The 22,487-nt window shown below is 72.7% G+C and carries 20 protein-coding genes; 11 read left to right on the top strand and 9 right to left on the bottom strand.

Features of this window, described 5'->3' with window-relative positions:
- Positions 1-70: 70 nt before the first annotated feature.
- Positions 71-625: a CGNR zinc finger domain-containing protein gene (locus IFT88_RS12230; RefSeq protein ID WP_249408997.1), complete on the bottom strand. Its 555-nt coding sequence runs from the start codon at positions 623-625 to the stop codon at positions 71-73.
- Positions 626-717: 92 nt separating this feature from the next.
- Here IFT88_RS12230 and IFT88_RS12225 point away from each other — a divergent pair, with 92 nt between their 5' ends.
- The 3 genes from IFT88_RS12225 to IFT88_RS12215 all read left to right on the top strand — a co-directional run bounded on the left by IFT88_RS12225 (position 718) and on the right by IFT88_RS12215 (position 4,215).
- Positions 718-1,758, top strand: coding sequence for an EamA family transporter (locus tag IFT88_RS12225; protein WP_192120883.1), 1,041 nt, complete (start codon positions 718-720; stop codon positions 1,756-1,758).
- Entirely contained in the window at positions 1,758-2,441 is a 684-nt protein-coding gene (locus IFT88_RS12220) for a hypothetical protein (RefSeq protein WP_192120881.1), read from the top strand. The genes IFT88_RS12225 and IFT88_RS12220 overlap by 1 nt, the downstream gene beginning before the upstream one ends.
- A gap of 259 nt (positions 2,442-2,700) precedes the next feature.
- Complete coding sequence (locus IFT88_RS12215) at positions 2,701-4,215, top strand: serine hydrolase (RefSeq protein ID WP_192120879.1); 1,515 nt, start codon at positions 2,701-2,703, stop codon at positions 4,213-4,215.
- A gap of 32 nt (positions 4,216-4,247) precedes the next feature.
- Here the strand turns inward: IFT88_RS12215 and IFT88_RS12210 are convergent, their stop codons facing one another.
- Together IFT88_RS12210 and IFT88_RS12205 are read right to left on the bottom strand one after the other, a co-directional pair.
- Positions 4,248-4,817, bottom strand: coding sequence for a manganese efflux pump MntP (locus IFT88_RS12210; RefSeq protein WP_043595128.1), 570 nt, complete (start codon positions 4,815-4,817; stop codon positions 4,248-4,250).
- A 221-nt stretch (positions 4,818-5,038) separates the two neighbouring features.
- Positions 5,039-5,968 carry an acetamidase/formamidase family protein gene (locus IFT88_RS12205; protein WP_192120877.1) on the bottom strand — a complete coding sequence of 310 codons (930 nt, stop codon included), beginning with the start codon at positions 5,966-5,968 and terminating at the stop codon, positions 5,039-5,041.
- Between the two features lie 294 nt (positions 5,969-6,262).
- On the opposite strand from IFT88_RS12205, the gene IFT88_RS12200 reads away from it, so the two are divergent.
- The 3 genes from IFT88_RS12200 (at position 6,263) to IFT88_RS12190 (ending at position 8,861) form a co-directional block, all read left to right on the top strand.
- Positions 6,263-6,904: a TetR/AcrR family transcriptional regulator gene (locus IFT88_RS12200; RefSeq protein WP_192120875.1), complete on the top strand. Its 642-nt coding sequence runs from the start codon at positions 6,263-6,265 to the stop codon at positions 6,902-6,904.
- Positions 6,905-7,002: 98 nt separating this feature from the next.
- The gene (locus IFT88_RS12195) at positions 7,003-7,536 is read left to right on the top strand and encodes a winged helix-turn-helix domain-containing protein (RefSeq protein WP_043595130.1); all 534 of its coding nucleotides are present in this window, start codon (positions 7,003-7,005) and stop codon (positions 7,534-7,536) included.
- Positions 7,533-8,861 carry an MFS transporter gene (locus tag IFT88_RS12190; RefSeq protein WP_192120873.1) on the top strand — a complete coding sequence of 443 codons (1,329 nt, stop codon included), beginning with the start codon at positions 7,533-7,535 and terminating at the stop codon, positions 8,859-8,861. Before IFT88_RS12195 ends, IFT88_RS12190 begins: the two co-directional genes overlap by 4 nt.
- On the opposite strand, the gene IFT88_RS12185 is transcribed toward IFT88_RS12190, so the two are convergent.
- The 4 genes from IFT88_RS12185 to IFT88_RS12170 form a co-directional block, all read right to left on the bottom strand.
- On the bottom strand, positions 8,848-10,167 hold the full coding sequence (locus IFT88_RS12185) for a Y-family DNA polymerase (RefSeq protein WP_043595132.1): 1,320 nt from the start codon (positions 10,165-10,167) through the stop codon (positions 8,848-8,850). The genes IFT88_RS12190 and IFT88_RS12185 overlap by 14 nt on opposite strands.
- On the bottom strand, positions 10,160-10,591 hold the full coding sequence (locus tag IFT88_RS12180; RefSeq protein WP_148076764.1) for a LexA family protein: 432 nt from the start codon (positions 10,589-10,591) through the stop codon (positions 10,160-10,162). The genes IFT88_RS12185 and IFT88_RS12180 overlap by 8 nt, the downstream gene beginning before the upstream one ends.
- A gap of 711 nt (positions 10,592-11,302) precedes the next feature.
- Positions 11,303-12,535: a DUF2254 domain-containing protein gene (locus IFT88_RS12175; RefSeq protein ID WP_192120871.1), complete on the bottom strand. Its 1,233-nt coding sequence runs from the start codon at positions 12,533-12,535 to the stop codon at positions 11,303-11,305.
- 63 nt (positions 12,536-12,598) lie between these two features.
- Positions 12,599-13,201 carry a TetR/AcrR family transcriptional regulator gene (locus tag IFT88_RS12170; RefSeq protein WP_043595133.1) on the bottom strand — a complete coding sequence of 201 codons (603 nt, stop codon included), beginning with the start codon at positions 13,199-13,201 and terminating at the stop codon, positions 12,599-12,601.
- Between the two features lie 62 nt (positions 13,202-13,263).
- Here IFT88_RS12170 and IFT88_RS12165 point away from each other — a divergent pair, with 62 nt between their 5' ends.
- The gene (locus IFT88_RS12165; RefSeq protein WP_192120869.1) at positions 13,264-13,914 is read left to right on the top strand and encodes an NAD(P)-dependent oxidoreductase; all 651 of its coding nucleotides are present in this window, start codon (positions 13,264-13,266) and stop codon (positions 13,912-13,914) included.
- A 4-nt stretch (positions 13,915-13,918) separates the two neighbouring features.
- Here the strand turns inward: IFT88_RS12165 and IFT88_RS12160 are convergent, their stop codons facing one another.
- The gene (locus IFT88_RS12160; RefSeq protein ID WP_192120867.1) at positions 13,919-14,515 is read right to left on the bottom strand and encodes a TetR/AcrR family transcriptional regulator; all 597 of its coding nucleotides are present in this window, start codon (positions 14,513-14,515) and stop codon (positions 13,919-13,921) included.
- Positions 14,516-14,565: 50 nt separating this feature from the next.
- Here IFT88_RS12160 and IFT88_RS12155 point away from each other — a divergent pair, with 50 nt between their 5' ends.
- The 4 genes from IFT88_RS12155 (at position 14,566) to IFT88_RS12140 (ending at position 18,946) form a co-directional block, all read left to right on the top strand.
- The gene (locus IFT88_RS12155) at positions 14,566-15,036 is read left to right on the top strand and encodes a GNAT family N-acetyltransferase (protein WP_192120865.1); all 471 of its coding nucleotides are present in this window, start codon (positions 14,566-14,568) and stop codon (positions 15,034-15,036) included.
- 236 nt (positions 15,037-15,272) lie between these two features.
- Positions 15,273-16,283, top strand: a complete 1,011-nt coding sequence (locus tag IFT88_RS12150; protein WP_192120863.1) for an AraC family transcriptional regulator — start codon at positions 15,273-15,275, stop codon at positions 16,281-16,283.
- A gap of 142 nt (positions 16,284-16,425) precedes the next feature.
- The gene (locus tag IFT88_RS12145; protein ID WP_342212152.1) at positions 16,426-17,973 is read left to right on the top strand and encodes an MFS transporter; all 1,548 of its coding nucleotides are present in this window, start codon (positions 16,426-16,428) and stop codon (positions 17,971-17,973) included.
- Positions 17,966-18,946 carry an alpha/beta hydrolase gene (locus IFT88_RS12140; RefSeq protein ID WP_043595137.1) on the top strand — a complete coding sequence of 327 codons (981 nt, stop codon included), beginning with the start codon at positions 17,966-17,968 and terminating at the stop codon, positions 18,944-18,946. The genes IFT88_RS12145 and IFT88_RS12140 overlap by 8 nt, the downstream gene beginning before the upstream one ends.
- An 88-nt stretch (positions 18,947-19,034) precedes the next feature.
- Here IFT88_RS12140 and IFT88_RS12135 read toward each other — a convergent pair whose 3' ends face one another.
- On the bottom strand, positions 19,035-22,445 hold the full coding sequence (locus IFT88_RS12135) for an SdrD B-like domain-containing protein (RefSeq protein WP_192120861.1): 3,411 nt from the start codon (positions 22,443-22,445) through the stop codon (positions 19,035-19,037).
- Between the last annotated feature and the right edge of the window lie 42 nt (positions 22,446-22,487).

Genomic DNA, 22,487 nt, shown 5'->3' with positions numbered 1-22,487 from the left:
GTGCGCGATTTGGTTGTGCACAATCGAATGGCACCGAGCGAGACGCGGGGCGGGCGGCGACGAACCCACCTCAGTCGACGTCGGCCCGGCGTTCCCGGAAGGCGATCATGTTGACGCGGTTGCCGCAGCGGACGCTGCAGAACCGCTTCGACCCGTTACGTGACAGGTCGACGAAGACCCCGTCGCAGTCCTCGGCGGCACAGGCCCGCAGCCGGCCGGTCTCGTCGGTGCGGATGACGTCGACCAGCGCCAGGGCCGACTCGACGCGGATGCGGTCGGCCAGGGGCGCGTCGTCGCTCGTCGCGTGCAGGTGCCAGTCGAGGGCGTCGTGTCGCACGAGCCGGGGCGACGAGACGCTGTCGGCCAGCATGCGGTTGACCTCGGCGGCGAGCAGATCGCGCTCGAGCGTCCAGATGCGTCGCAGTTCGGCCCGGACGCCCTGCACCGAGGCCAGTTCGGCGTCATCCCGGTCGAAGCGGCCCGAGAAGGCGAACGAGTCGAGCAGGGCCGTCAGCTCGGCACGGGTCGAGAGCTCGTCGCCACCGGACCGACTCGCGCCGGCACCCGTGTTGACCAGGGCGACGTTGAACTCGAGGACGTCTTCGGTGTCAGGGGCGAAATGCAAGTTGACTCCTTGTGAGAGGCGGTCATACGCTCGCGACAGAAGCGGCGCGTCACCACCCATTGTGCACGACGGCCCTGACAGAAGGAGTCCCCGTGAGCACCGGTGCGACCACGACCCCGCCCACGACGACGCCCCTCGCCGACGGGCGCCCCGCCTCGACCACCGCAGGCCTGCTCGTCGCGCTGCTCGCCGCGGCCTCGTTCGGCTTCTCGGGGCCCTTCGTCAAGCCGCTGCTCGAGTCGGGGTGGAGCCCCGTGGCGGCCGTCACCGTCCGCGCCCTGATCGGCGGGGTGGTCCTCGCACCCGTCGCCCTGGTCGCCCTCCGCGGTCGGCTCGGCCCGATCTGGCGGGCCCGCCGGCGCGTGCTCGGCATGGCCGTGATCGGCGTCGCCGGCACGCAGGTCTTCTACTTCGCGGCGGTGGTGCGCATCCCGGTCGGGACCGCGATCCTCGTCGAGTACCTCGCCCCGCTGCTGCTCGTCGGAGTGGCCTGGGCGACCACGCGGCGTGTGCCGCAGGTCGTGGTGCTCGTGGGCTCCGCGATCGCCTTCGCGGGCCTCCTGCTGGTCGTCGCCCCGAGTGGCGGCGTGGCGCTCGACCCCGTCGGGCTCGCCCTGGCCGGGGCGGCCATGGTCTGCTGTGCGGCTTACTTCGTGATCGCCGCCCGACCGAGCGGCGACCTGCCCCCGGTCGCGCTGGCGGCGTCGGGCCTGCTCGTCGGCGCCGGGCTGCTGGGGCTGCTGGGACTGACCGGGCTCGTACCGTTCACGACCTCGGCCGCCGACGTGCCCCTGTTCGACGCGATCGTGCCGTGGTGGGTGCCGATGCTCGTGGTCGGCGTCGTCGCCACGGCGGTCGCCTACGCCACGAGCATCACGGCCAGCAGCATGCTCGGCTCGCGCCTGGCGTCGTTCGTCGGCCTGCTCGAGGTCGCGGCCGCCGCGCTCTACGCCTGGCTGCTGCTCGGCGAGGCCCTCACTACGCTGCAACTCGGCGGCGGCCTGCTGATCGTCGTCGGCATCGGCTTCGTGCGGGCCGAGCGCACCCGCGAGGCCGAGGTCGTGGCCGACGCGGTGGCCGAGACGCCCCTCGCCGACGCGGTGGCCGAGGGCCGGGGTGCGACCATGAGGTGATGGACCCCGTCGAGAACGCCAGCTTGCACGACCTCCCCCGCCCGGACACGGCCTCCGAGATCGCGGCGACGTTCGGTCGCCCCGTGTACACGTTCGTCGAGCAGCCCCGCCTGGACCTCACGCAGCCCAGCACGATCGCGCACGACGACGTGCTGGACACCGTTGCCCTGAACTACGTGTTCGTCGCCGACCCGTCCGACCCCGGTGCCCCGTCCAACCTGGTCGAGAACGTCGCCGAGATCGACCATCACCTGGCGAACGCGGTGGACGCCGGACAGCCCGAGTGGTTCCTGGCCGGACTGCGGGCGTTCCGGTACCCGATGCTGTGGGAGGCGGTGGTCACCACGGTCGTACCCGACGAACCGGAACGGTCGGGCGGACGCGATTCCGTGGCGGAGCATCTCGCTCGGCACGTGAACCACGTGCTGATCAACACGGCCGAGGGGCGGAGCACCCGACCCGACGGCGCCGTGCCCGTGGTGGACGCCCCCGTGACCGTCCGGCATGCGCAGCCGGGAGCGGTGCTCGTCGTCGACGGGGTCGAACACGACGCCGTGCTGATCGACACCGATCCCGACCTGGTCGGCTGGGGCACCGAGGTCGACGGCTCGATCGTGCTCGTGGTGCTGCCGCGGGACCTCGTGCCGCTGGTCGACCGGCGGTTGACGTCCCTCGCGACCTGACCCGCGCCTCCTCGGCTTCCCTCCCCCACCGCCACCCGCGGGCGCTCGACGGCAGGGCGTCGGGTTCGACCTAGCCGGGGGCGCTCTGGCGGGCCGAACCCGACCTGCCAGAGCCCGAACGGCGTACCGAACCCGACAGAACCCGTGCGACACGCCGCTCACCACCGTCCACGACGAGGCTCGCGCCGGCAGTCGTCGCGAATTGCACACGGGGGCTGGGCGAGGCCGAGCGAACCGGGGGCGGGCATAGGGTCGGGGGGTGACTCCGACGACGCTGCCGCGCAGCACGCCCTCCGCCCAGAACGTCGACGCGGCGGGCATCGCCGCGTTCGTCGACGCCCTCGAGACCACCGCCGGCGTCGAGCCGCACAGCATCATGTTGCTGCGCCACGGGCAGGTCGTCGCCGAGGGCTGGTGGGCTCCGTACTCGGCCGACCGCGCCCACCTCCTCTACTCGCTCAGCAAGAGCTTCACCTCGTCCGCGGTCGGGTTCGCCGTCGCCGAGGGGCTGATGGGGCTCGACGACACCGTGCTCGGCCACTTCCCCGAACTCGACGACGAGGTCACCGACCCGCGCAGCCGCTCGATGCTCGTGCGCCACGTGCTCGCGATGGCCAGCGGGCACCGTGCCGAGACCCTCGACCGGGCGCTCGCCGTCGACCCGGTCGACGTCGTCCGGGGCTTCCTGCTCACGCCGCCCGACGACGAGCCCGGCACCGTCTTCGCCTACAACCAGCCCTGCACCTTCGCCGCCGGCGCGATCGTGCAACGCGTCACGGGCCAGTCGCTGAGCGAGTACCTGCGCCCGCGCCTGCTCGACCCGCTCGGCATCGGCGAGGTCGGGTGGCAGCGTGACGCGTCCGGCCGTGAGCTCGGCTTCAGCGGGTTGCACGCCACCACCCACGCGATCGCCGCCCTCGGTCAGCTGTACCTGCAGCAGGGCGAGTGGGACGGCGTGCAGCGGCTGCCGCGCGAGTGGGTCGTCGAGGCCACGCGCTCGCACGTCTCGAACGCGGGCGAGTCGAACCCCGACTGGGCCCAGGGCTACGGCTTCCAGTTCTGGATGGCCCGCCACGGCTACCGCGGTGACGGCGCCTACGGGCAGTTCTCCGTCGTGTTGCCCGGGCACGACGTCGTGCTCGCCCTGACCGGCCAGTCGCTCGACATGCAGGCCGTGCTCGACGCCGCGTGGACGCACCTGCTGCCCGCGTTCGGCACGGACACGATCCGCGTCGGTGGCGCCGCGGCCGACGACTCGCTGGCGGCCCGTCTCGCCGACCTGACGCTGCCCGGGGTGGCCGGTCCGACCGAGCACGACGCCGCACCGGTCCGACCGGCGGACGAGGAGGCGCGGGTCGGCGACCAGCACTCCCCCGGCACCGAGCGCCTCGTCTCGTTCACCGCGGCCGAGGGCAACGACCAGCCCGGCCTCACCCTCGTCGAACTGCGCGCCTCGGCCGACGCCGCGACCACGCTCACCCTCGTCGAGGGCGACTCCCGCCTCGTGGCCCGCGTCGAGGCCGAGGACTGGGTCGTCACCGACGGCTTCGGCACCGACCCCGGCACCGGCTCCGGCACCGGTTCCGTCGCGGCTCCGGTCGCCGCGAGCGCCACCCGGTCGGCCGACCTGCTGCACGTCGACCTCGTCTTCGTCGAGACGCCGCACCGCCTGCACCTCACGCTCGACGAGGCGGACGCGACCTTCACGGCCCTGTGGGAGACCCAGCCGCTGCACGCGCCCGCGCTGACGCAGCTGCGCATGCCGCGCGGCTGACGCAGCGGGGCACGCCGAGCGCAGCGCGGGGATCAGCCGAGGACGCCCGTGTGCTCGAGCACGATGTTCACGCCGATCAGGATCAGGATCACGCCACCGGCGATCTCGGCCGGCTTGCCGAACCTCGCACCCACCCGGCGCCCGACGAGCACGCCGACGAAGGTCAGCACGGCGGTCGTCACGCCGATCAGCAGGATCGCCCAGCCGATCGACACCGGCAGGAACGCCAGGGTCACGCCGACCGCGAGGGCGTCGATGCTCGTGGCGATCGCGAGCACGGCGAGTTCGCGGAGGTTCAGCCGGTCGGTGTCCTTCTCGTCGTCCTCGCCCGACGAGAACGCCTCGTAGAGCATCTTGCCGCCGATCAGGGCGAGCAGGCCGAAGGCGACCCAGTGGTCGAACGGCGCGATGTACTGCGCGAAGGTCGAGCCGAGCAGCCAGCCCAGCAGCGGCATCAGCGCCTGGAAGGCACCGAAGGTGAGGGCGATGACGACCGCGTGGCGCGCGTTGAAGCGCGTCATGTGCAGGCCCTTGCCGAGGGCGACGGCGAAGGCGTCCGCGGAGACGCCGAGCGCGATGAGGAAGAGGGCCCAGAACGACATGGGGGCAGCGCCTTTCGAGACGGTCGGGTGGAGACGCCGGTGTCTCGGAACCTGACGATCCTGGCATGCCGAGCGCGCCTCCTCGACCGAAAAAGTGCTGATCAGAGGTATTCGGCACGCCGAATTCGGGGTGTTGGCAAACCGTCGCGCGGGGCGCTGCGAGCCGAACGGCGACCACCGGACGCCGACCCGCGGTCGACGGTCAGGAGGCGCGGCGCCGCTCAGGCGGGGACGAGCACGTCCCGAGGCAGCACGGCGTGCACGCCCCAGGTCCGGTTGGCGACCTGGGTGACGCGCAGGTCGACGACCGTGCTCGCGAAGGCCAGTGCCGTGGCGGCGTCGACGCCGTAGAGCTGCTGCATCCAGATCACCATCGCGGCGAGCGCGTCCCCGCTGGCGACGTTGAGGTCGGCGTCGAAGCCGAAGGTGATGCGGGCTTCGGGGGTCTCGGCGTGGATCGTCGTGAGCGGGCGGTCCGTGGCGAGCCCGACCCGCGCCTCCGTCGTCATGCCGGTCTCGATCGCGGTGCCTCCGACCTCGCCGTCGCCCTGGGCCGCGTGCCCGTCGCCGAGGTAGAGCAGGGCGTCGTCGACCGCCACCGGCAACCAGAGCGTCGTGCCCGCGACGAGGTCACGGCAATCGATGTTGCCGCCCACGGAGGTGCGGGGCGGGATGGTCGAGTGTTCTCCGGCCTCGGCGGGGGCGAGTCCCATGACGCCGAGGAAGGGCGCGATCGGTCGACGCAGACCCCGGCTCTCGGTGGCGGCGCCCGCCTCGTGGTCGATGCTCCAGAGCAGCCAGGCGGCTTCGGCGTCGACCAGGCCGAGGTGGCGGGTGATCGGGGTGTCGGCGGCCGCGGCGACCGTGAAGCCCCAGTCGTCGGGGGTGAGCGCGAGCAGGTCGAGCTGGAGCATGTCGCCCGGACGGGCTCCGCGGACGGCGATCGGACCGGTCAGGGCGTGACCCCGCCGCGTCGGGAACAGGTACGGGGTGACCTCGCCGGGCACGGTCTGCGGCTCGAGGTGACCCGAGGCGTCGAGCGAGCGCACGACGACGGTGTCACCGGGGTCGATCGTCAGCACGGGGGCGTGGTCGCGCGAGAAGACCTCGTGGGCGGTGTCGGTGCTGGGGTCGAGGCGGTGGGTCGTCATCGTCCGAGCGTAGGCCGCGACGCCGACACCCACGCTCCGCCGGACGTGCCGCGCCCAGGGGCCCTCGGTACGATGGACCCCTGTTCCGCCCAGACCCCGCCCCACCTGCTCACAGAGAGACCGACGCCCCCATGGTCCTGTTCTTCCACGTCCTCATCATCGCCATCTCGGTCGTCGGCGCCGGCCTGATCTCGGCCGCGCTCGTGGGCCTCGCCACCTCGAAGTAGCCGCCGCCGGTACCGCCCGAACGGGGTCTGGACGACCCGACCCCGGGGATGGTCGGATGAGGCAGTGATGGAAACACCCGACGCCCCGCACGACACCGTCCGCCCGAGCCACGACACCGAGACCCGGGTCCGCATCGTGAGGGCCGTCGTCACGGCGTTCCGTACGCGGGCCTTCCACGAGACCACGTACGCCGTCGTCGCCGAGATCGCCGACCTGCCGGTCGACACGGTCGAGCGCCACTTCCCCCGGTGGGACGGCCTCGTCATGGCCGCGGTCGACCGTTGGAACGCCGAGCGCATGGAGCCGGTGATCCCCCTCATGCAGAGCCACGGCACCGTGCGGTTCCTCCGGGGCATCGTCGAGCAGAACGTCCTCGACCCCTCTCTCATGCGCCTCCTCACGTCGCTGCTGAACGTGGCGGCGACACCGGGCCATCCGATGGCCCCGACCCTGCAGCACGAATGGCAGAAGTTCCACGCTCTCGTCCTGCGAGGCCTCACCCAGGACGTCGCCGTCGGTCGTGAACCGGCGACGATGCAACCGGATCGCGGGGCCGAGCAACTCATCGCCCTCTACGAGGGCCTGCAGATGCAGTCCATGGTCCGGCCGCGCATGGACCTCCTGGCCTCGTACGACCGGGCGGTCACGCGCCTCCGGGCCGGATGGTCGCAGTCCTACGCCGAGCAGGTCTGGGACCTCGACCGCTAGCCCCTGCTCGCGCAGGCTCGCGACCTCCGCAGGGAGTGCGGAGCCGACCCCCAAAGACCCGTTTGACGGTCGGCCCGGGTGGCCTGCACCATGGCCACATGTCCGCACTCGACGAACTCCGCGCCACGGCCCACCCGATCCGTCTGCGCCTCCTGTCGCTCCTCACCGGCGTCGCGATGAGCGCCGCCGAGGCCGGTCGCGAGCTCGGGCTGTCGCAGGCCACCGCGAGCTACCACCTGCGCGTGCTCGAGCGCGTGGGTCTCGTCGAGGTCGTCGAGCTCGTCACCATCCGCGGCGGCGAGGCCAAGCGCTACCGGCACCTGTCGTCGGCGCAGCCGTTCCCCGTCGTCCCGCCCACCGCCGACGGGACCGACGCCGACACCGACGCCGAGCGCGCCCGCTACGTCGACGCACTGGCCGACGAGCTGCGCCGCCGCTCCCCCCGGCGGGCGGACGGTCCCCAGATCTCGACCGACGCCGAGCTCTGGGTCGACGCCGAGACCTGGCAGCGGGTCGTGCGCCACGTGGGTCACGCCTCCGCCCTCCTGCACGCGGCCGCGCAGCGCCCCCGGACACCGGGCACGAACCCGGTGTCGATGACGGCCGCGCTGTTCCCGATGAGGCGACCGTGACCGGGGACGCAGGAGGCGCCTCCTCGGTCACCCGGGCACCTCGCGACCACCGCGGCCCCCTCGCTCACGGCACGTTCCGCTGGCTGCTCGCGGCGCGCACGACGGGCGTGCTCGGCAACGCCGTCGCCCCGATCGCGCTCGCGTTCGCCGTGCTCGACCTGACCGGGTCGGCGGCGGACCTCGGACTCGTGGTGGCCGCCCGATCGATCGCCAACGTCGCGGTGCTGCTCTTCGGAGGCGTGATCGCCGACCGGCTGCGGCGCGACGTCGTGCTCGTCGGGACGTCGCTGGCCGCGGCCGGGACGCAGGCCGTGGTCGCGACGCTCGTCATCACGGGGTCGGCGACGATCCCGCTGCTCGTCGTGTTGGGCGTGCTGAACGGGGCGGTCGCCGCGGTGAGCCTGCCCGCGGCGGCGGCTCTCGTGGCCGAGACGGTGCCCGACGCCCTGCTGCGGCCCGCCAACGCGCTGCTGCGCCTCGGCCTGAACGGAGGCAGCGTCGTCGGGGCCTCGGCCGGGGCGGGCATCGTGGCGGTGGTCGGGCCGGGGTGGGGTCTGGTGATCGACGCCGCGGGGTTCGCGCTCGCGGGCGTGCTGTACTCGCGGCTGCGCCTGCCCGCCCGGCCGGGAACCCCGGCGACCGGCGCGGCAGACACGGGCTCGGGCACGGGCACGGGCTCGGGCTCGTCGGTGCTCGCCGACCTGCGCGACGGGTGGCAGGAGTTCACCCGGCGCTCGTGGGTCTGGATCGTGGTGGCGCAGTTCGCGGTGCTGAACGCCGCGTTCGTGGGGGCGACGACGGTGCTCGGGCCCGTCGTGGCGGACGGGTCGTTCGGGCGGGCGGCCTGGGGACTCGTCGTCGCGGCCCAGACCGTCGGCCTCGGCCTCGGGGCCGTCGTCGCCCTGCGCTGGCGACCCCGGCACGGCCTCGCCGTGGGCGTGGGGCTGATGGCCGTGACGGCGATGCCGGTGGCGATGCTCGGGCTGGCGCCGGCGGTGCCCACGCTGGTGGTGGCGTTCCTGCTGGGCGGCGTCGCCCTCGAGATCTTCGCCATCTCGTGGGACCAGTCGTTGCAGGGCAACGTTCCCCGCGCCTCCCTGGCCCGGGTCTACTCGTACGACATGGTCGGCTCGTTCGTGGCCGTGCCGCTCGGCGAGGTGTTCGCCGGGCCGGCGGCACACCATTTCGGCACGCGACCGACGCTGCTCGTCTGTGCCGCGATCATCGTCACGGCGACCCTGGCGGCCGTGGCGACGCCTGGTGTCCGCCGACTGACGACCGAGGTGACGACCGGAGCCACGACCGACCGGGCTATCGGGCCGTGACGGTCGCGAGTTCGTCCCAATGGGTGGTCGCGCGCGGCGAGACCATGTCGCGCTTCATCGACCACCCGCGGCGGTGCCGGAGACCCGCGATGCCGAGCCCCAGGGTGTCTTCGCCGAACTTGCCGGCGATCCGGTCGATGACGGCCCCGTAGGCGGGCGGTGCCGCGTCGGCCTGTCCGAAGACGTCGAGGCTCGCGTGTTCGTCGCGCGGGGTGAGCTCCATCAGGGTGACGCCGGCTCGGACGTAACGCTTGCCGGGTTCGAGCTGCGGGCCGAGGGCGGCGATGGCCGAGCGGTACAACAGGGCGGCGTCGTCGGTCGGCTCGGGGAACGCCACCGACACCGAATGGTTCGTGTGGGCGGCGCTGTCGGAGAACGGCGAGGTCGCGGTGAAGCACCGCATCATGCGCGTCAACGAGCCCTGCTGTCGCAACCGGGCCGCCGCGCGCTGCGTGTACACCGACAGCACCTCTTCGAGTTCGGTGACGGTCGTGATGGGCACTGCGAACGAGCGCGAGTGGTGGATCTGCTCGCGCTCGGGCTGCACCTGCTCGATCGGCAGGCAGTCGACGCCGCGCAGCTCGTGCACCACCCGGGCCTGCACGACGCCGAAGCGCGAGCGGATGCGGGCCGCGTCGGCGTCGCGGAGGTCGGCCGCGGTGTGGATGCCGAGCGGCGCGAGCTTCTTCGCCGTACGTCGGCCGATGCCCCAGACGTCGCCGACGTCGACGCTCGCGAGGATGGCGGTCTGCTGCTCGGGGGCGTAGCTGCCCAGGTGGCAGACGCCGGCGAGGGCGGCGTTCTGCTTGGAGCCGCGGTTGGCCAACTTGGCCAGGGTCTTGGTCGGCGCGATGCCGATGCTGACCGGCAGACCGATGAGTTTGCGCAGGGCCCGGCGGATCTCGCGGGCCTGCGCGATCGTGTCGTCGAGCGAACCCGTCAACTCGATGAACGACTCGTCGATCGAGTACACCTCTTGGTCGCTGGTGTACCGGCTGAGGATCTCGGCCGACCGCGCCGACATGTCGCCGTAGAGCTCGTAGTTGCTCGACACCGCGACCACGCCCTGCATCGCCGCGATCGGCGCGATGCTGTGCCACGGTGCGGCCATGTCGACGTTCAGCGCCTTCGCCTCTTGCGAGCGCGCGATGACGCAGCCGTCGTTGTTCGACAGCACGACCACCGGTCGGCCCTCGAGGGCCGGGTTGAACACGCGCTCGCACGACACGTAGAAGTTGTTGGCGTCGACGATGGCGACGCTGCGCTCGGACGTGGCGGACCTGGAGGTCGTGACGGACTCAGACACGGTGCAGGCACCTCGTCACGACGCCCCAGATCGTCGCCTCGTCGAGCTCGGACAGCACGATCTCTGGGTAGGCCGGGTTCTCGGGGCTGAGCACCATCTGCCCCTGCCGGTACGAAAGGCGCTTGACCGTCAGCTCGGCGTTGACGACGGCGACGACCACGTGCCCGTCGTGCGCGTCGAGGCCCCGGTCGACGACGAGCTCGTCACCGTCGAAGATGCCGGCGCCGGTCATGCTGTCGCCGCTGACGCGGACCAGGAACGTCGCGGTCGGGTCGCGCATCAGGTGCCGGTTGAGGTCGACCGGCCCGTTGTAGTACCCCTGTGCCGGCGAGGGGAATCCGGCGTGGACGGCTTCGGCGGCTTGCTGCGGCAGCAGGTGGTCGGGACGTTCGTCGCCGCCGACGGGACCGATGACGGCGGTCACCGTGCGCCCTCGCGCCCGGCCCGAGGGTCGTCGAAGAGGCGCGCGCCGGTTCGCGCGGTCGGCTGCCGGTGGTCTCTCATCACGCCTCCCACCGAGGACGTTACGACAGACCACCGACACCGCGCCCCTCTCCGCTCCGGGAAGGCCGCCCCGCCGCCCGACCGCCCGCCCCGCCGCGTGGTCGGCAACTCCTGCTTCGTGCGGAGTCGTTCCGCGGCGCCCCTGAGCTTCCGGGCCCGGGGGTTCGCGAGGCGGCACCGGTCCGGAGTTGCCGACGGGTACCGTGGCGATGCGCCGTCACGACCGGACCGATCCGATTCGACGCGCACCCCCGGCACGCCACCCCGCCACCCCGCCCTGCGCGTGGCCTCCCGATGCGGGCAATTCCTGCCTCCGGGTGCAGCGACCGGCACGGGCCCCGGGTTTCCGGGCCCGGCATCCGGCGCTGCGGCACCAGCCCGGAGTTGCCGACACGAACGCACGGCACCCACGAACTCGGGGCCGGGGCCGAGCTAGGGGTCGAGACCGGGGTCGAGCCCGGGGTCGGGGCCGGCGTCGAGGCAGAGGTCGAGGCCGGGGCCGGGGCCGGGGCCGGGGGCGACGTCGCGCGCGGCACGTTCCCGGCGCGACGTGCACCTCGGCGATGCCGGACCCCGCCCCTCGATCCACCCGACTGCCTGCGGACGCGTGCGGTCGGCGGCGGCGGACGCCTCAGCCGGCGAGGGCGTCCCGCAGGGCGGTCTCGTGATCGACCAGTCGACCGGCGCGGGCCGACGACGCCACCTCGTCGAGCCGCTCGGCGAGGTGCAGCGCCGCTGCCAGCACGGCCGGTTGGTCGAGGGCGTAGGTGCGGACGGTGTGGAAGAGCGAGTCGACGAGCGCGTCCACCGTCGGCCACGTGACGAGGACGACCGGCTCACCCCGGTCGTCCAGCAGGGCCGTGACGGGCTCGCCCCGACGCCAGAGCGGGACGAGCACCCCGGCCGACATGTCGAGCGCACTCACCGCGGTGTACGGGTCGTTGCTCCCCGAGGCGAGACCGCGCACGGCGATCTCGACGAGTTGTTGCAGGGCGAACCCGACGTCCTGGTGAGGGGTCCGGGCGGGTCCCAGGGTGGCCGCCCGTCGCAGCTCACGGACCGTGTCGGCCCCCGGGGAGGCGCTGGTCACCACGAGCGGGTCCCCCACGATCACGTACCGGCCGGGCATCGCGACGACTTCGACGACGAGGCCTTCGCGCACGGCGACGCGGCGGAGCGCCTCCCACGCGACGGTCTGCACGTAGCCGTCGGCGTCGGCACGGACGACGGCCGCGTCGGCCGGGAGCGGACCGTCCGCCGAGGACCCCACCCGCGCCTCTTGACTGACGTCGTCGGCCGGGCTCGTGGGGTAGACGACGTCGGTCACGGCCCGGAGGTCGTCGAGCACGCGCGCCTGCAACGAGGTGATCTGCACCGAGCCGGCGATGTGGTGGATGAAGAAGACCAGCACCCCGACGTCGAACACGCTGAGCAGGACCGCGACGTGGACGGCGATCACCGGGACGAAGGCGCTGGTGTCGTCGACCTCGGTGTGGACGGTGCGCATCACGACGATGCAGTAGAGGAAGGTCGAGGTGAAGGTCGCCAGCACGAACTGGTTGGCACGGTCGGCCATGAAGTTGCGGACGAGTCGCGGGCCGTAGGTCGACGACGTCGTGGCGAGCACCGAGATCGTGATCGAGAACGACGTGCCGGCCACGGTCAGCATGGACGTCCCGATGCCCGACAGCAACGACCGTCCCCCGGAGGCGCTGAGGGCACCCAGCAGCGGCAGCCCCTCGGTCACCGTCGTCGGCAGGGACCGGTCGACCGTCACCAGCACCTCGGCGAGGACGACGGCGACGAGCCCGAACACGGCGGGCAGGAACCAGAACGACTCCCGCACGCGGGTCAACGACAGCATGCCGCCGAGCGTAGACGGTGCCTCCCGCCGGGCACCGCCCGAGGAGGAGGACTCCCCCGCCGATCAGCGGGCCGTGACCACGCGCCGTCCAAGGTCGGAGTCGAGCATCGTGTCCATGGCCGTGCCCACCAGGCGGTCCCCGAGGGGTCGTTCGACGCGGCCCGAGGCGACGAGCGCCGCGATCCCCTGCATCGTCGCCGCGAAGAGCATCTTGAAGTGGTCGCGCGACTCGTCGCCGGACGCCTCGGACTCCGCCGGCCCCAGGGCTCCGTCGAGCACGGCGAAGAGGGTGCCGGCCGCCTCGTGCACGGCCTCGGGCTTCGTCGTGACCTTGGCCTGGAACATCAGCTCCATGAGCGCGGCGTCGTCGACGGCGAAGTCGACGTAGGCGCGGGCGACGCGGTGCAGGCGTTCCGTCCGACCTCCCCCGCCGTCGAGTGCGCGCCGGATCGCGGTGGTGAGCCGCTCGAACCCGGCTCCGGCGAGCGCGTCGAGCAGCGCCTGACGGTCGACGAAGTGGCTCCGGGGGGCACCGTGACTGACCCCGGCCCGACGGGCGAGGTCGCGGAGCGAGAGGCCGTCGACACCGGACTCGCGCACGACCTCGATCGCCTCGTCCAGCAGCACCGCGCGGAGGTTCCCGTGGTGGAAGGGCCGCTGCGTCATGCCTCGATCCTAATCCCCGACTAGTCATTGACTAGATACTAGACACCGCCTAGATTAAAACCATGACCACTCCACGAACCCTTCTCGTGCTCGGCGCCACGGGCCAGACCGGGCAACACTTCACGCGACTGGCCCTCGACGCCGGGCATCGGCTCCGCGCCCTCGCACGGACGCCCGGCAAGCTCGCGATCGAACACGACGACCTCGAGGTCGTCCAGGGCTCCCTCGACGACGACCTCGACCTCGACGCCCTGCTCGACGGCGTCGACGCCGTCGTCATGATGCTCGGGGACGCGGCCGCCCAGCGCGAGCGGCAGGTGAACACGATCTTCGTCCGATCGCTCGTCCCCGCCATGCGCCGCAGCGGCACGCGACGACTCCTCTACCAGGCCGGGGGCCTGAGCGCGGCACCGGGCAAGCCCCTCGCGCCGGCGTTGCGGATCGTCCGCCGCACGATCGCCCGCGGGTACATCGGGCAGCACGAGGACAACGAGGCCGTCATGCGCTACCTCGACCAGGACGCCCGCGACGTCGAGTGGATGGTCCACCGGGCGGGCATCGGCTCCGACGGCCCCTCCAAGGGAGAGCTGCACCGCTCGTCCTCGATCATCAGCATCGGGACGTTCGTCGACTGCGCGACCTACAATCTGCGCATGCTCTCGGACGATTCGGCCGTCCACACCTCCGACGGCAGCCGGTACCGACGACGCTGACCGGTCATCGCGGCGGGCTCGACGGCAGGGCGGCGGCGAGGACGAACTCGAGCGCCTGCAGCTGACGCGCCGTGGTCCATCGGCGGGGGTCGCCCGCCGCGAGGCTCGAGACCCCTTCCACGGCCGCGACGAGGGCCGCCGCCCGGGTGGCCGCCTCGTCTCGGACCCCGGGATCACCGGCCTCGAGCAACCGGGTCAGACGATCGGCGAAGGCGCGACCGTTGCGCGCGTGCCGCTCGGCCAGGACGGGATCGTCGAGCGCCGCCGCCAGGAAGCCGACCCACACGCGGGCCTCGGCGAGACGCTCGTCGTCGGTCGGCAGGGTGCCCAGGACGACGGCACGCACGGCGGAGATCGCGTCGCCGGCATCGCGCTCGAGCGCGTCCGAGCGCTCGCGGGTGCGCTCGTGGAGCACGTCTCGAGCGTGGAGCAGCAGGGCCTGCTTGTCCGGGAAGGTGTGCAGGACGAGGCCCGTCGTGCATCCCGCCCGTTCGGCGACCGCGCGGAGGGTGAGTCCCGTCGCCCCCCGCTCGGCGAGGGTCGTGAACACGGCGTCCGAGAGGCGCCTCCGGGTGTGGGTCACATCTCGCGTCCTGCTCATCCCGACATCGTAACGTCTGTTACCGTAACGGTCGTCACGAAAGGACCCCCATGAGCTGGACGATCACCCGGACCCCCTTCGACCACCTCGACGCCGACGGACTCCGCCGCGCGCAACGGGTCGAACTCGACGCCCGGTACGGCAGCGACGACCACGAACCCGGCACGCCGCCGTCGGCGGCCGACGTCCCCGTGTTCCTCGTCGCCCGCGCGGACGACGGCCGGCCGATCGCCTGCGGTGGGCTGCGCCCTCTGGCCGACACGGTGCTCGGCCCGGCCACGGTCGAGGTCAAACGCATGTACGTCTCGCCCGAGGCGAGAGGGTCGGGTGTGGCGACCGCCGTCCTCCGAGCCCTCGAGGACGCCGCTCGCGACCTGGGCACCCGCCGCATCGTGCTCGAGACGGGCATCCTCCAGCCGGACGCCATCCGCTTCTACGAACGGGAGGGCTACGAGAGCATCCCGCCCTTCGGCTCGTACGTCGGATCGGCCGAGTCGGTCTGCTTCGCCCGCGACGTCTGAGCCGTGGCCGCGGCACCCCGTCGACCCGCCGGCGGCCTCCCGACCCGCGACGGGACGCCGCCCCCGGGGCGGGACACGTCTTCTGGGGTAGGGACAGCTGCCGGTGGATGCGGCATCATGTCCGTCAGACCTCCCGTCGGCGATTCGTGACGAAACCTGCTCGACCCTCGTCCCCATTGCTGAGGCCACGTCCCACCAACGTGCGACCCGGACGAGAGGAGGACCAGGAGATCACCATGCCCAGCACCTACATGCCCGCGACCGGACCGGCGCCCGACGAGCGCGCGCCCGACGAGCGCGCACCGGACGAGTTCCGTCGAGACGCCTGGTCGAGCGACGACATCGAGGAGGCGCGCGACAGTCTGCAGACGGTCCTCGCCGGCCGGGACTTCCGTGCTCGCGTCGGCCCGGAGCCGTTCGCGTTCCGCTTCGCCTCCGCCGGTGACGCCCGTCTGGCGCTGCAGACCGGCACCTTCACCGGTCACCTGCAGGGCACGATCCCGTGGTCCCGGGACTACGTCGTGTCCTGGTTCCAGCAGGGCTCCGTGACCATCGACCACCCCACCGGGCAACTCACCAGCGTGGGCACCCGGCCGTTCCTGACCCCCACCGAGACGTCCTTCTCCTTCGTCATGACCCCCCACCGTCACGGCATCGTCCAGATCGACGGCGCCTTCTTCGAGGAGGTCGCCACCGAACGCCACGCCGGGCCGGCGCAACGGATCGTCTTCGACTACGCCGCCGTCCCGAGCGACGTCGCCCTCGCCGCCTGGCAGCGCACCCTCGGCACGGCCACCCCGACGATCGTCGACCCGCGGACCCCTCCCCTCGCCCGACACAGCGCCCAGACGGCGATCGTCAGGACGCTGCTGGACGTGTTCCCCTGGCGAGCGGTCGACGTCCCCGACACCCTGCGCACCGAACGGACGAAACGCCTGCGACTCGCCGCCGAGTACGTCCACGCCTACGCCGACCAGGCGATCTCGTCGGCGGACATCGCCACGGCCGCCGGCCTGCACACCCGGACCCTGCAGCAACTGATGAACGAGCACCTGGGTTCCAGTCCGTCGAAGTACCTCAGACACGTCCGCCTCGACCGGGTGCGCCAGGACCTCGTCGCGGGCGACCCGGGGACGACCCTCGTCTCGGAGGTCGCCGGCCGCTGGGGCTTCGGGAACATGGGCCGGTTCTCGGCTGCGTACCTGGCCCGCTTCGGCGAGCACCCGAAGGACACCCTCGCGCGCTGAGCGGACGACGGCCAGGGTTCCGTCGTCGCCTCCGGTCCGTGTATTGTCTCCCTCACTGAGGTAAAAGGCGTCGCGATCCGCGACGCACCCGCACGCGGCATCGGACGATCCGCCACTTCTTCCCTCGAAGGAGTGCGCCCTCGTGTCGCCCAGCCCCCACCTCATCCGCCGCGCCGGTCTGCGTACCGGCGACGCGCCTCCTCGCCTCTCGGACGCCTGGATCGCCCTCGCCGGGTTGTCGGCGGTGTTCCTCTTCGAGATGCTCGACAACTCGGTGCTGAACGTCGCGCTGCCGACGATCGGCCGCGAGCTGGACGCGTCGACGACGGGCCTGCAGTGGGTGTCCGCTGCCTACTCGGTCGCCTTCGGCGGGCTCATGCTGCTGTTCGGCGCCGTCGCCGACCGCGTCGGCCGCCGCCGCGTGATGCTGACGGGCCTCGTCCTGCTGGCCGCGGCGAGCCTCGCCACCGCGGCGGTCACGACGACCGGAGAACTCGTCGCCGTCCGCGTGCTCATGGGGGCCGCCGCCGCGATGACCACACCGGGGTCGATGGCGCTGGCGTTCCGCCTCTTCGACGACGAGCGCCTGCGCGTCCGGGCGCTGACCGTCGTCTCGACCGCGGGCCTCGTCGGCCTCGCCGTCGGACCGACGCTCGGCGGGTTCGTGCTGGCGGTCGCACCGTGGCAGGTGCTGCTGCTCGCCGACGCGCCGATCGCCGTGCTGGCCCTGGTCGGCATCCGGTCGGGCGTCGCCCGGGACGACCCCGCAGGGCTCCGACGCGACCCGGTCGACGTCGTCGGGGCGCTTCTCGGCACGGTGACCGTGTCCGCGGCCCTCGTGACGCCGACCGTCCTCGTGGAGTCGGGTGGCGCCTCCGGGTGGGGGTGGCTCGGCGTCGCCGTGACCGTCGTCGGCGCCGTCGGGTTCGTGGCCCGGGAGCGGTCGGCCCGACACCCGGTGGTCGATCTCCCGCTGCTCGCCCGTCCGCTGGTGTCGAGCGGCCTGGCGTTCAAGGCGGCGTCGGGCCTCGCCGTCGCCGGGCTCTCGTACCTGGTGACGCTGCAACTGCAGTTCGCCTGGGGCTGGCCTCCGGCCCTGGCCGCCGTGGGCACGCTTCCGCAGGTCGTCGTGCTGCTCGCCGGCGGCCGACTCGTCGGGCCGTTCGTCCGGCGGGTGGGCCTGGGCCGCGCGGCGGGGATCAGCGCGGCGGCCGTCGTCGCGGGTCTCGCGGTCTTCGGCGCCCTGAGTCGCCACGGGTACGTCTGGGTGCTCGTCGCGCTCGTGCTGGTCGCGGCGGGGATGCGCGTGGTCGGGGTCGTCGCGGGCGCCTCGGTGCTCACCGGCCTGCCCGCCGACCGCACCTCGGTCGGCGCCGCCCTCGTCGACACGTCGAGCGAGCTCGCGAGCGGTGCCGCCGTCACGGCGGCCGGGACGGTCGTCGCCGTCCTCGTCGACGGCAGCATCACCACGACCACCTGGACGGCCGCGCGTCTGGCCACGTTCCAGGACGCGCTGACGGTCGCGGGCCTCGGACTCTGCGTCGTGGCCGCCGCGCTCGTCGTGCTCGGGATGCTCCGGGCCCGGGCCGACGACGGCGGTGCCGACCGCGGCCGTAAGGAACCCCCTCCCACACACCTCTCCACCCCTGCCCGTTCGACCACCCCCACCGAGGAGACCACCCGTGCCTGACACCACCACCCTGCCCCGCCCGCCGTTCGACCCCGAGTTCGTCCCCTTCCTGGAGGCGATGGACGCCCGCGGCCGCTTCCGTCTCGAGACCGAGATGCTGCCGCGGATGCGACAGCTCGAGATGACGGAGGCGCAGCTCGACGAAGGACTGCACGCCCGCGGTCTCGAGAGGCGCAGCATCACCGTCCCCGGGCACCTCGGCGCCCCGATCGCCCTCGCGGTCGTCCAGCGGATCGGCCGCACCGGGACGGCGGCCTGCGCCTACGCGATCCACGGGGGCGGCATGATGTTCGGCCACCACCTCGGCAACCTCGACTCGTACGACGACTGGCTGCTCGTGCACGACGTCGTCCTCGTCAGCCCCGACTACCGTCTCGCCCCGGAGCACCCCGACCCGTACCCGGTCGAGGACTGCTACGCCGGCCTGGCCTGGGTCGCCGAGCACGTCGACGAGCTCGGCGTCGACCCCGCGCGGATCGTCCTCGTCGGCCAGAGCGCCGGAGCCGGACTCGCCGCGGGCACGGCGCTCCTCGCCCGGGACCGACAGGGTCCGGCCGTCGCCGGCCAGGTGCTCGTCAGCCCCATGCTCGACGACCGCGACGCGACCCTCTCCGCCCGGCAGTTCGACGGGGTGGGCGTCGCCGACCGGGAGATGACCCGGTTCGGCTGGGACGCCTACCTCGGCGACCGTCGCGGCAGCGACGACGTGTCGATCCACGCGGCCCCCGGCCGCGCGACCGACCTGGCCGGTCTGCCGCCGGCGTACGTCGACTGCGGCAGCGCCGAGGTGTTCCGTGACGAGGCCGTCGCCTACGCCGGCGCGCTCTGGGCGGCCGGCGTGCAGGCCGAACTACACGTGTGGCCGGGGGCCTTCCACGGCTCGGCCAGCATGCTGCCGCAGGCGACCCTCTCGCGACGGGCCGTCGCGGCCCTGCGGGACTGGACCGGGCGCCTCCTCGGCTCTGCCGCCTGACCGAGGCCCAGGCCCAGGCCCGAGCCTGGGCCCGGGCCCGGGCCTGGGCCGGTCACGATCGGCGGCCTGCGGCAAGGGCGGGACACGGTCAGGAGTCCCGTCGGCGGTGCGCGGCGAGAGCGAGAAGCGCTCCGAGGACGAGGAGGCCGAGCGCGGCGATGCCGATGACGGCCGGTTCGGTGCCCGTGAAGGCGAGCAGACGATCTCTCCATTGCGCACCGGGACCGGCCGACGGATTCGAGATCGTGTCCTCGGCGCCGACGGGTGCCTCAGGGTCGAATGGCGCCCCCGGGTCGACGGGCGCCCCTGGATCGACGGCCGCCAGCAGGCCCGCGTCGATGCTTCGGTCCCTGTCGACCCCGACGAGCTCGTCTCCCTCGAGGACGGTCGAGAGCACCACCGACGCGGTGCCGTCGGCCGCGACGTCGGAGTCGACGGTCTCGTCATCACCCTGATGGCGTGCGGTCCAGGCCCTGTCGGGCAGCGAGGAGAACGCGACGGTGTAGGCCCCCGGGCGGAGCCCGTCGAAGACGTACGTGCCCCCGATGTCGGTCGTGGTGTGGCGTTCGACCGGACGGCCCCGGTCGTCGGCGCCGACGAGGGTCACCGGGAGGGACGGAGTGCCGCTCTCGGCAGGTCCCTGGAGCCCGTCGGCGTCCGCGTCGTCCCACACGAGGTCACCGACGGCGCCGGCGACGACGGTGATGGAGGCCCTGTTCGAGAAAGCGGGGAGCGCGAGGTTCGTCGCGCGCAGGCCGAACCGGTTCGTGACGACGTCTCCGTCACGCGCCTCCGTCGTCGTCGCGGTCAGGTCGTGGGTGACGACCTCGCCGACGTCGACGGCCGTGGTCCGCTGGATGCGGACGGCGGTGACGTCCTCGAGCGCCACCCCGTCGCCCCCCGTTCCGATGCGGGACCCGTCGAACCAGGCGGTGTCTCCACCGGGTGCGTTGCTCGGATCGTCACCGTCCAGGGAGATGCTGCCCGGGTTGGCCGTGGTGTAGCTGACGCGTTCACCGGCGGCGGGGTCGACGGCGACCGGGGCGGCGAGGTCGACCTGTCCACCGCCGGGGCCGACGAACGGCAGGACGTCGATCAGGTCGACGGCCGCGATGGGGACGGCGTCGGTGTTCCGGTACTCGAGTGCCCAGACGAGCGGGTCGCCGACGACGACGGTGGGCTCCTCGGCGGTCTTCTGGACCCCGATGCCGCTCGAGGACTCGACTCGGACACCACGGAGCGCGGTACGCCGTTCCTCGGGCGACAGGTCGTCCTCGGAGAAGACGCGGGCGGTGTTGTTCACCGACCCCGCCGGGGCGGTGCCGGACACGTCGAGCCGGTAGGTGAGGGCAGTGATCGGACGGTTGGGGACGACGTCCTCGAGGGTCCAGACGATGGTCTCGTGGACCTCACCGTCGATCGTCGTGGTCTCGACGCTCGTCGGTTCGAGGGAACTCGAACCACGCTGGTACGTGGTGTGCGGGGGCAGGACGTCGGTCACCGTGAGGACCTGGGGGCGGCCCCCCTCCGTGGCGTTCGTGAGGGTCGGGTAGAGGGCGTAGTCGACGCTCGTCCCGGCGACGACGAACGCGGTCTTGTCGGGAGTGGTCGCGGCGCTGGTGCCGGGGTCGACGATCTTCTTCACGATCCTGGCCCTGACCTGGGTGACGATGACGCTGTCGGCCAGGGGCCCCGCGCCGTTGACCGCAGGCGCCGTGTCGTGGACCCAGGCACTCGTGCCGTCGAAGATCGAGCCGAAGTCGTAGAGGCGGGTGTCGTTCGGCGCGGCCTGCACCTCGAAGTAGCTGAAGAGGTTGCCCGCCCTCCCGCCGGCGACCGTCCCGACGGCGCGGATCTTGCCGATCGCGTCGACACCGCCGGGGACGTCCTCGGGGCTGTCGTACCAGGGCCCGTCGGAGTCGTCGCACGTGGCGTCACGACCGACGGAGGGGTCGGTGAAGGAGAACGCCGCGTACTCGACGCGGACGCCGTCGTTCCACCCGTTGGTGGCGGCGTGGTTGCCGAACAGGGTCGTCAGTTTCTGAAATCGGTTGTCGTAGACGTCGCAGGCGATCGCCCCGACGTAGTCCGAGACACCCTTGTTCGCGAGGTTCACCTGGGACCGGATGCGCGTCCCGGGTGTGACGTAGGGGTCACCGGACTTGGCCGAACCGACGGCGGTGGAGCCGTCGTCCCGGGTCTGGCCGAGGTGCTTGAAGCCCCCTCCCGGGACGAAGTACGACAGGTTGCGGTCGACGGAGTTGTTCGTCAGCGGCTCGGTCGAACCCGGGAAGTTGGAGGCACCGCTGATGCCCGTGGTCTGCAGGGGCGTGTAGGTGTTGGTCGCGATCAGGGACTGGCCGGCGTCGAGGCCGGGAACCCAGATGCTGATGTAGCCGCTGATCACGTAGGGCTTGACGCCCCCCTGGATCGGCTGGCCGGTGGCGCTCTGCGAAGGGATGCCCCGCGACGGCGTGATGTCGGTGTCGGTGCCCGTGATCGTGACGTCGACGGGCTGCCCCGGGGCGGGTTGGGTGCAGTCGAACCGGCCCGAGTGCAGGACCGCCGTGGACCTGCCACCGCTGCCGCCGGGGAGGACCGGGAACGTGCGTCCGTCGTTCAGCCCGCAGGCCGCCCTTCCGTCGTGACCGAAGAGGACCGCCGGGGACGGGAGATCGCCGAACATGCGGGAGACGTCGTCCTGGAAGGTGAAGGTGCCCGCCGAACGTTCGTAGCCGAGGAGCCCCTGCCCGGGGACGACGGGCTCCCAGGCGACGGCCACGGGGTACTGGACGACCGTGCCCTCGGTGCCGTCGGGACCGACGACGCCGGGGTGGAAGTTGGAGTTCGCGACGGATTTGCTGAGATCGAAGCGAGGCGCGGCGGACACGGTCGTCGACACCGAGGTGACGGGGCCGGCCGGGGCGGCGACGTCGTCACCGGTCACGGTGCCCGTGATCGCGACGGTGCCACCGCCCGCCTGCGAGTCGACGGTCAGGACGACCGGGGTGGCGAGGACCTGCCCCTCGCCGACCATGCCGACGTTGCAGGTGAGCTCGGCGCCGACGATCGCGGAGCCGTCGGCCTGGCAGGTGTTCGGCAGACCGGCCCAGGTGGTGCCGGCGGGTGCGGTGACGGTGAACCGCTCGTTCGTCACCGAACCGCCGTTGGCACTGACGGTGACACGGTAGGTGATGGCGTCGAAGGTGCGGACGATGCCGTTGGAGGCGCCGGCGTCGGCACCGGGCCCGTCGGCAGGCGTGAAGGGGCCGCTGCCGTCGGCACGGCGCTCGATCTCGAGGTCGACGGTCGCGGCCGAGGCCGGTACGGCGGGCGCGGTGGAGGCCGGGGCCGGTGCGGTGGGCGAAGCGGAGGCGGAAGCGGAGGCCGGAGCGGTGGCGGCGGGCGTCGCCGCGGCAGGTGTCGCCGCGAGGACCGCGGTCACCATCGCCAGGGCCACCGTCACACCGACCCCTCGGATGCCTGTGGTCGTGTTCATCGTGTGCGCCTCTCCTGGATCGCGACAGGCCACCCGGAAGGT

The organism is Frigoribacterium sp. CFBP 8751 (assembly GCF_014841545.1).
In the GTDB taxonomy this organism is placed as follows: Bacteria; Actinomycetota; Actinomycetes; order Actinomycetales; family Microbacteriaceae; genus Frigoribacterium.
Note: the sequence above shows the minus strand (reverse complement) of the source record. Positions and strands in the feature narration are given on the sequence as shown.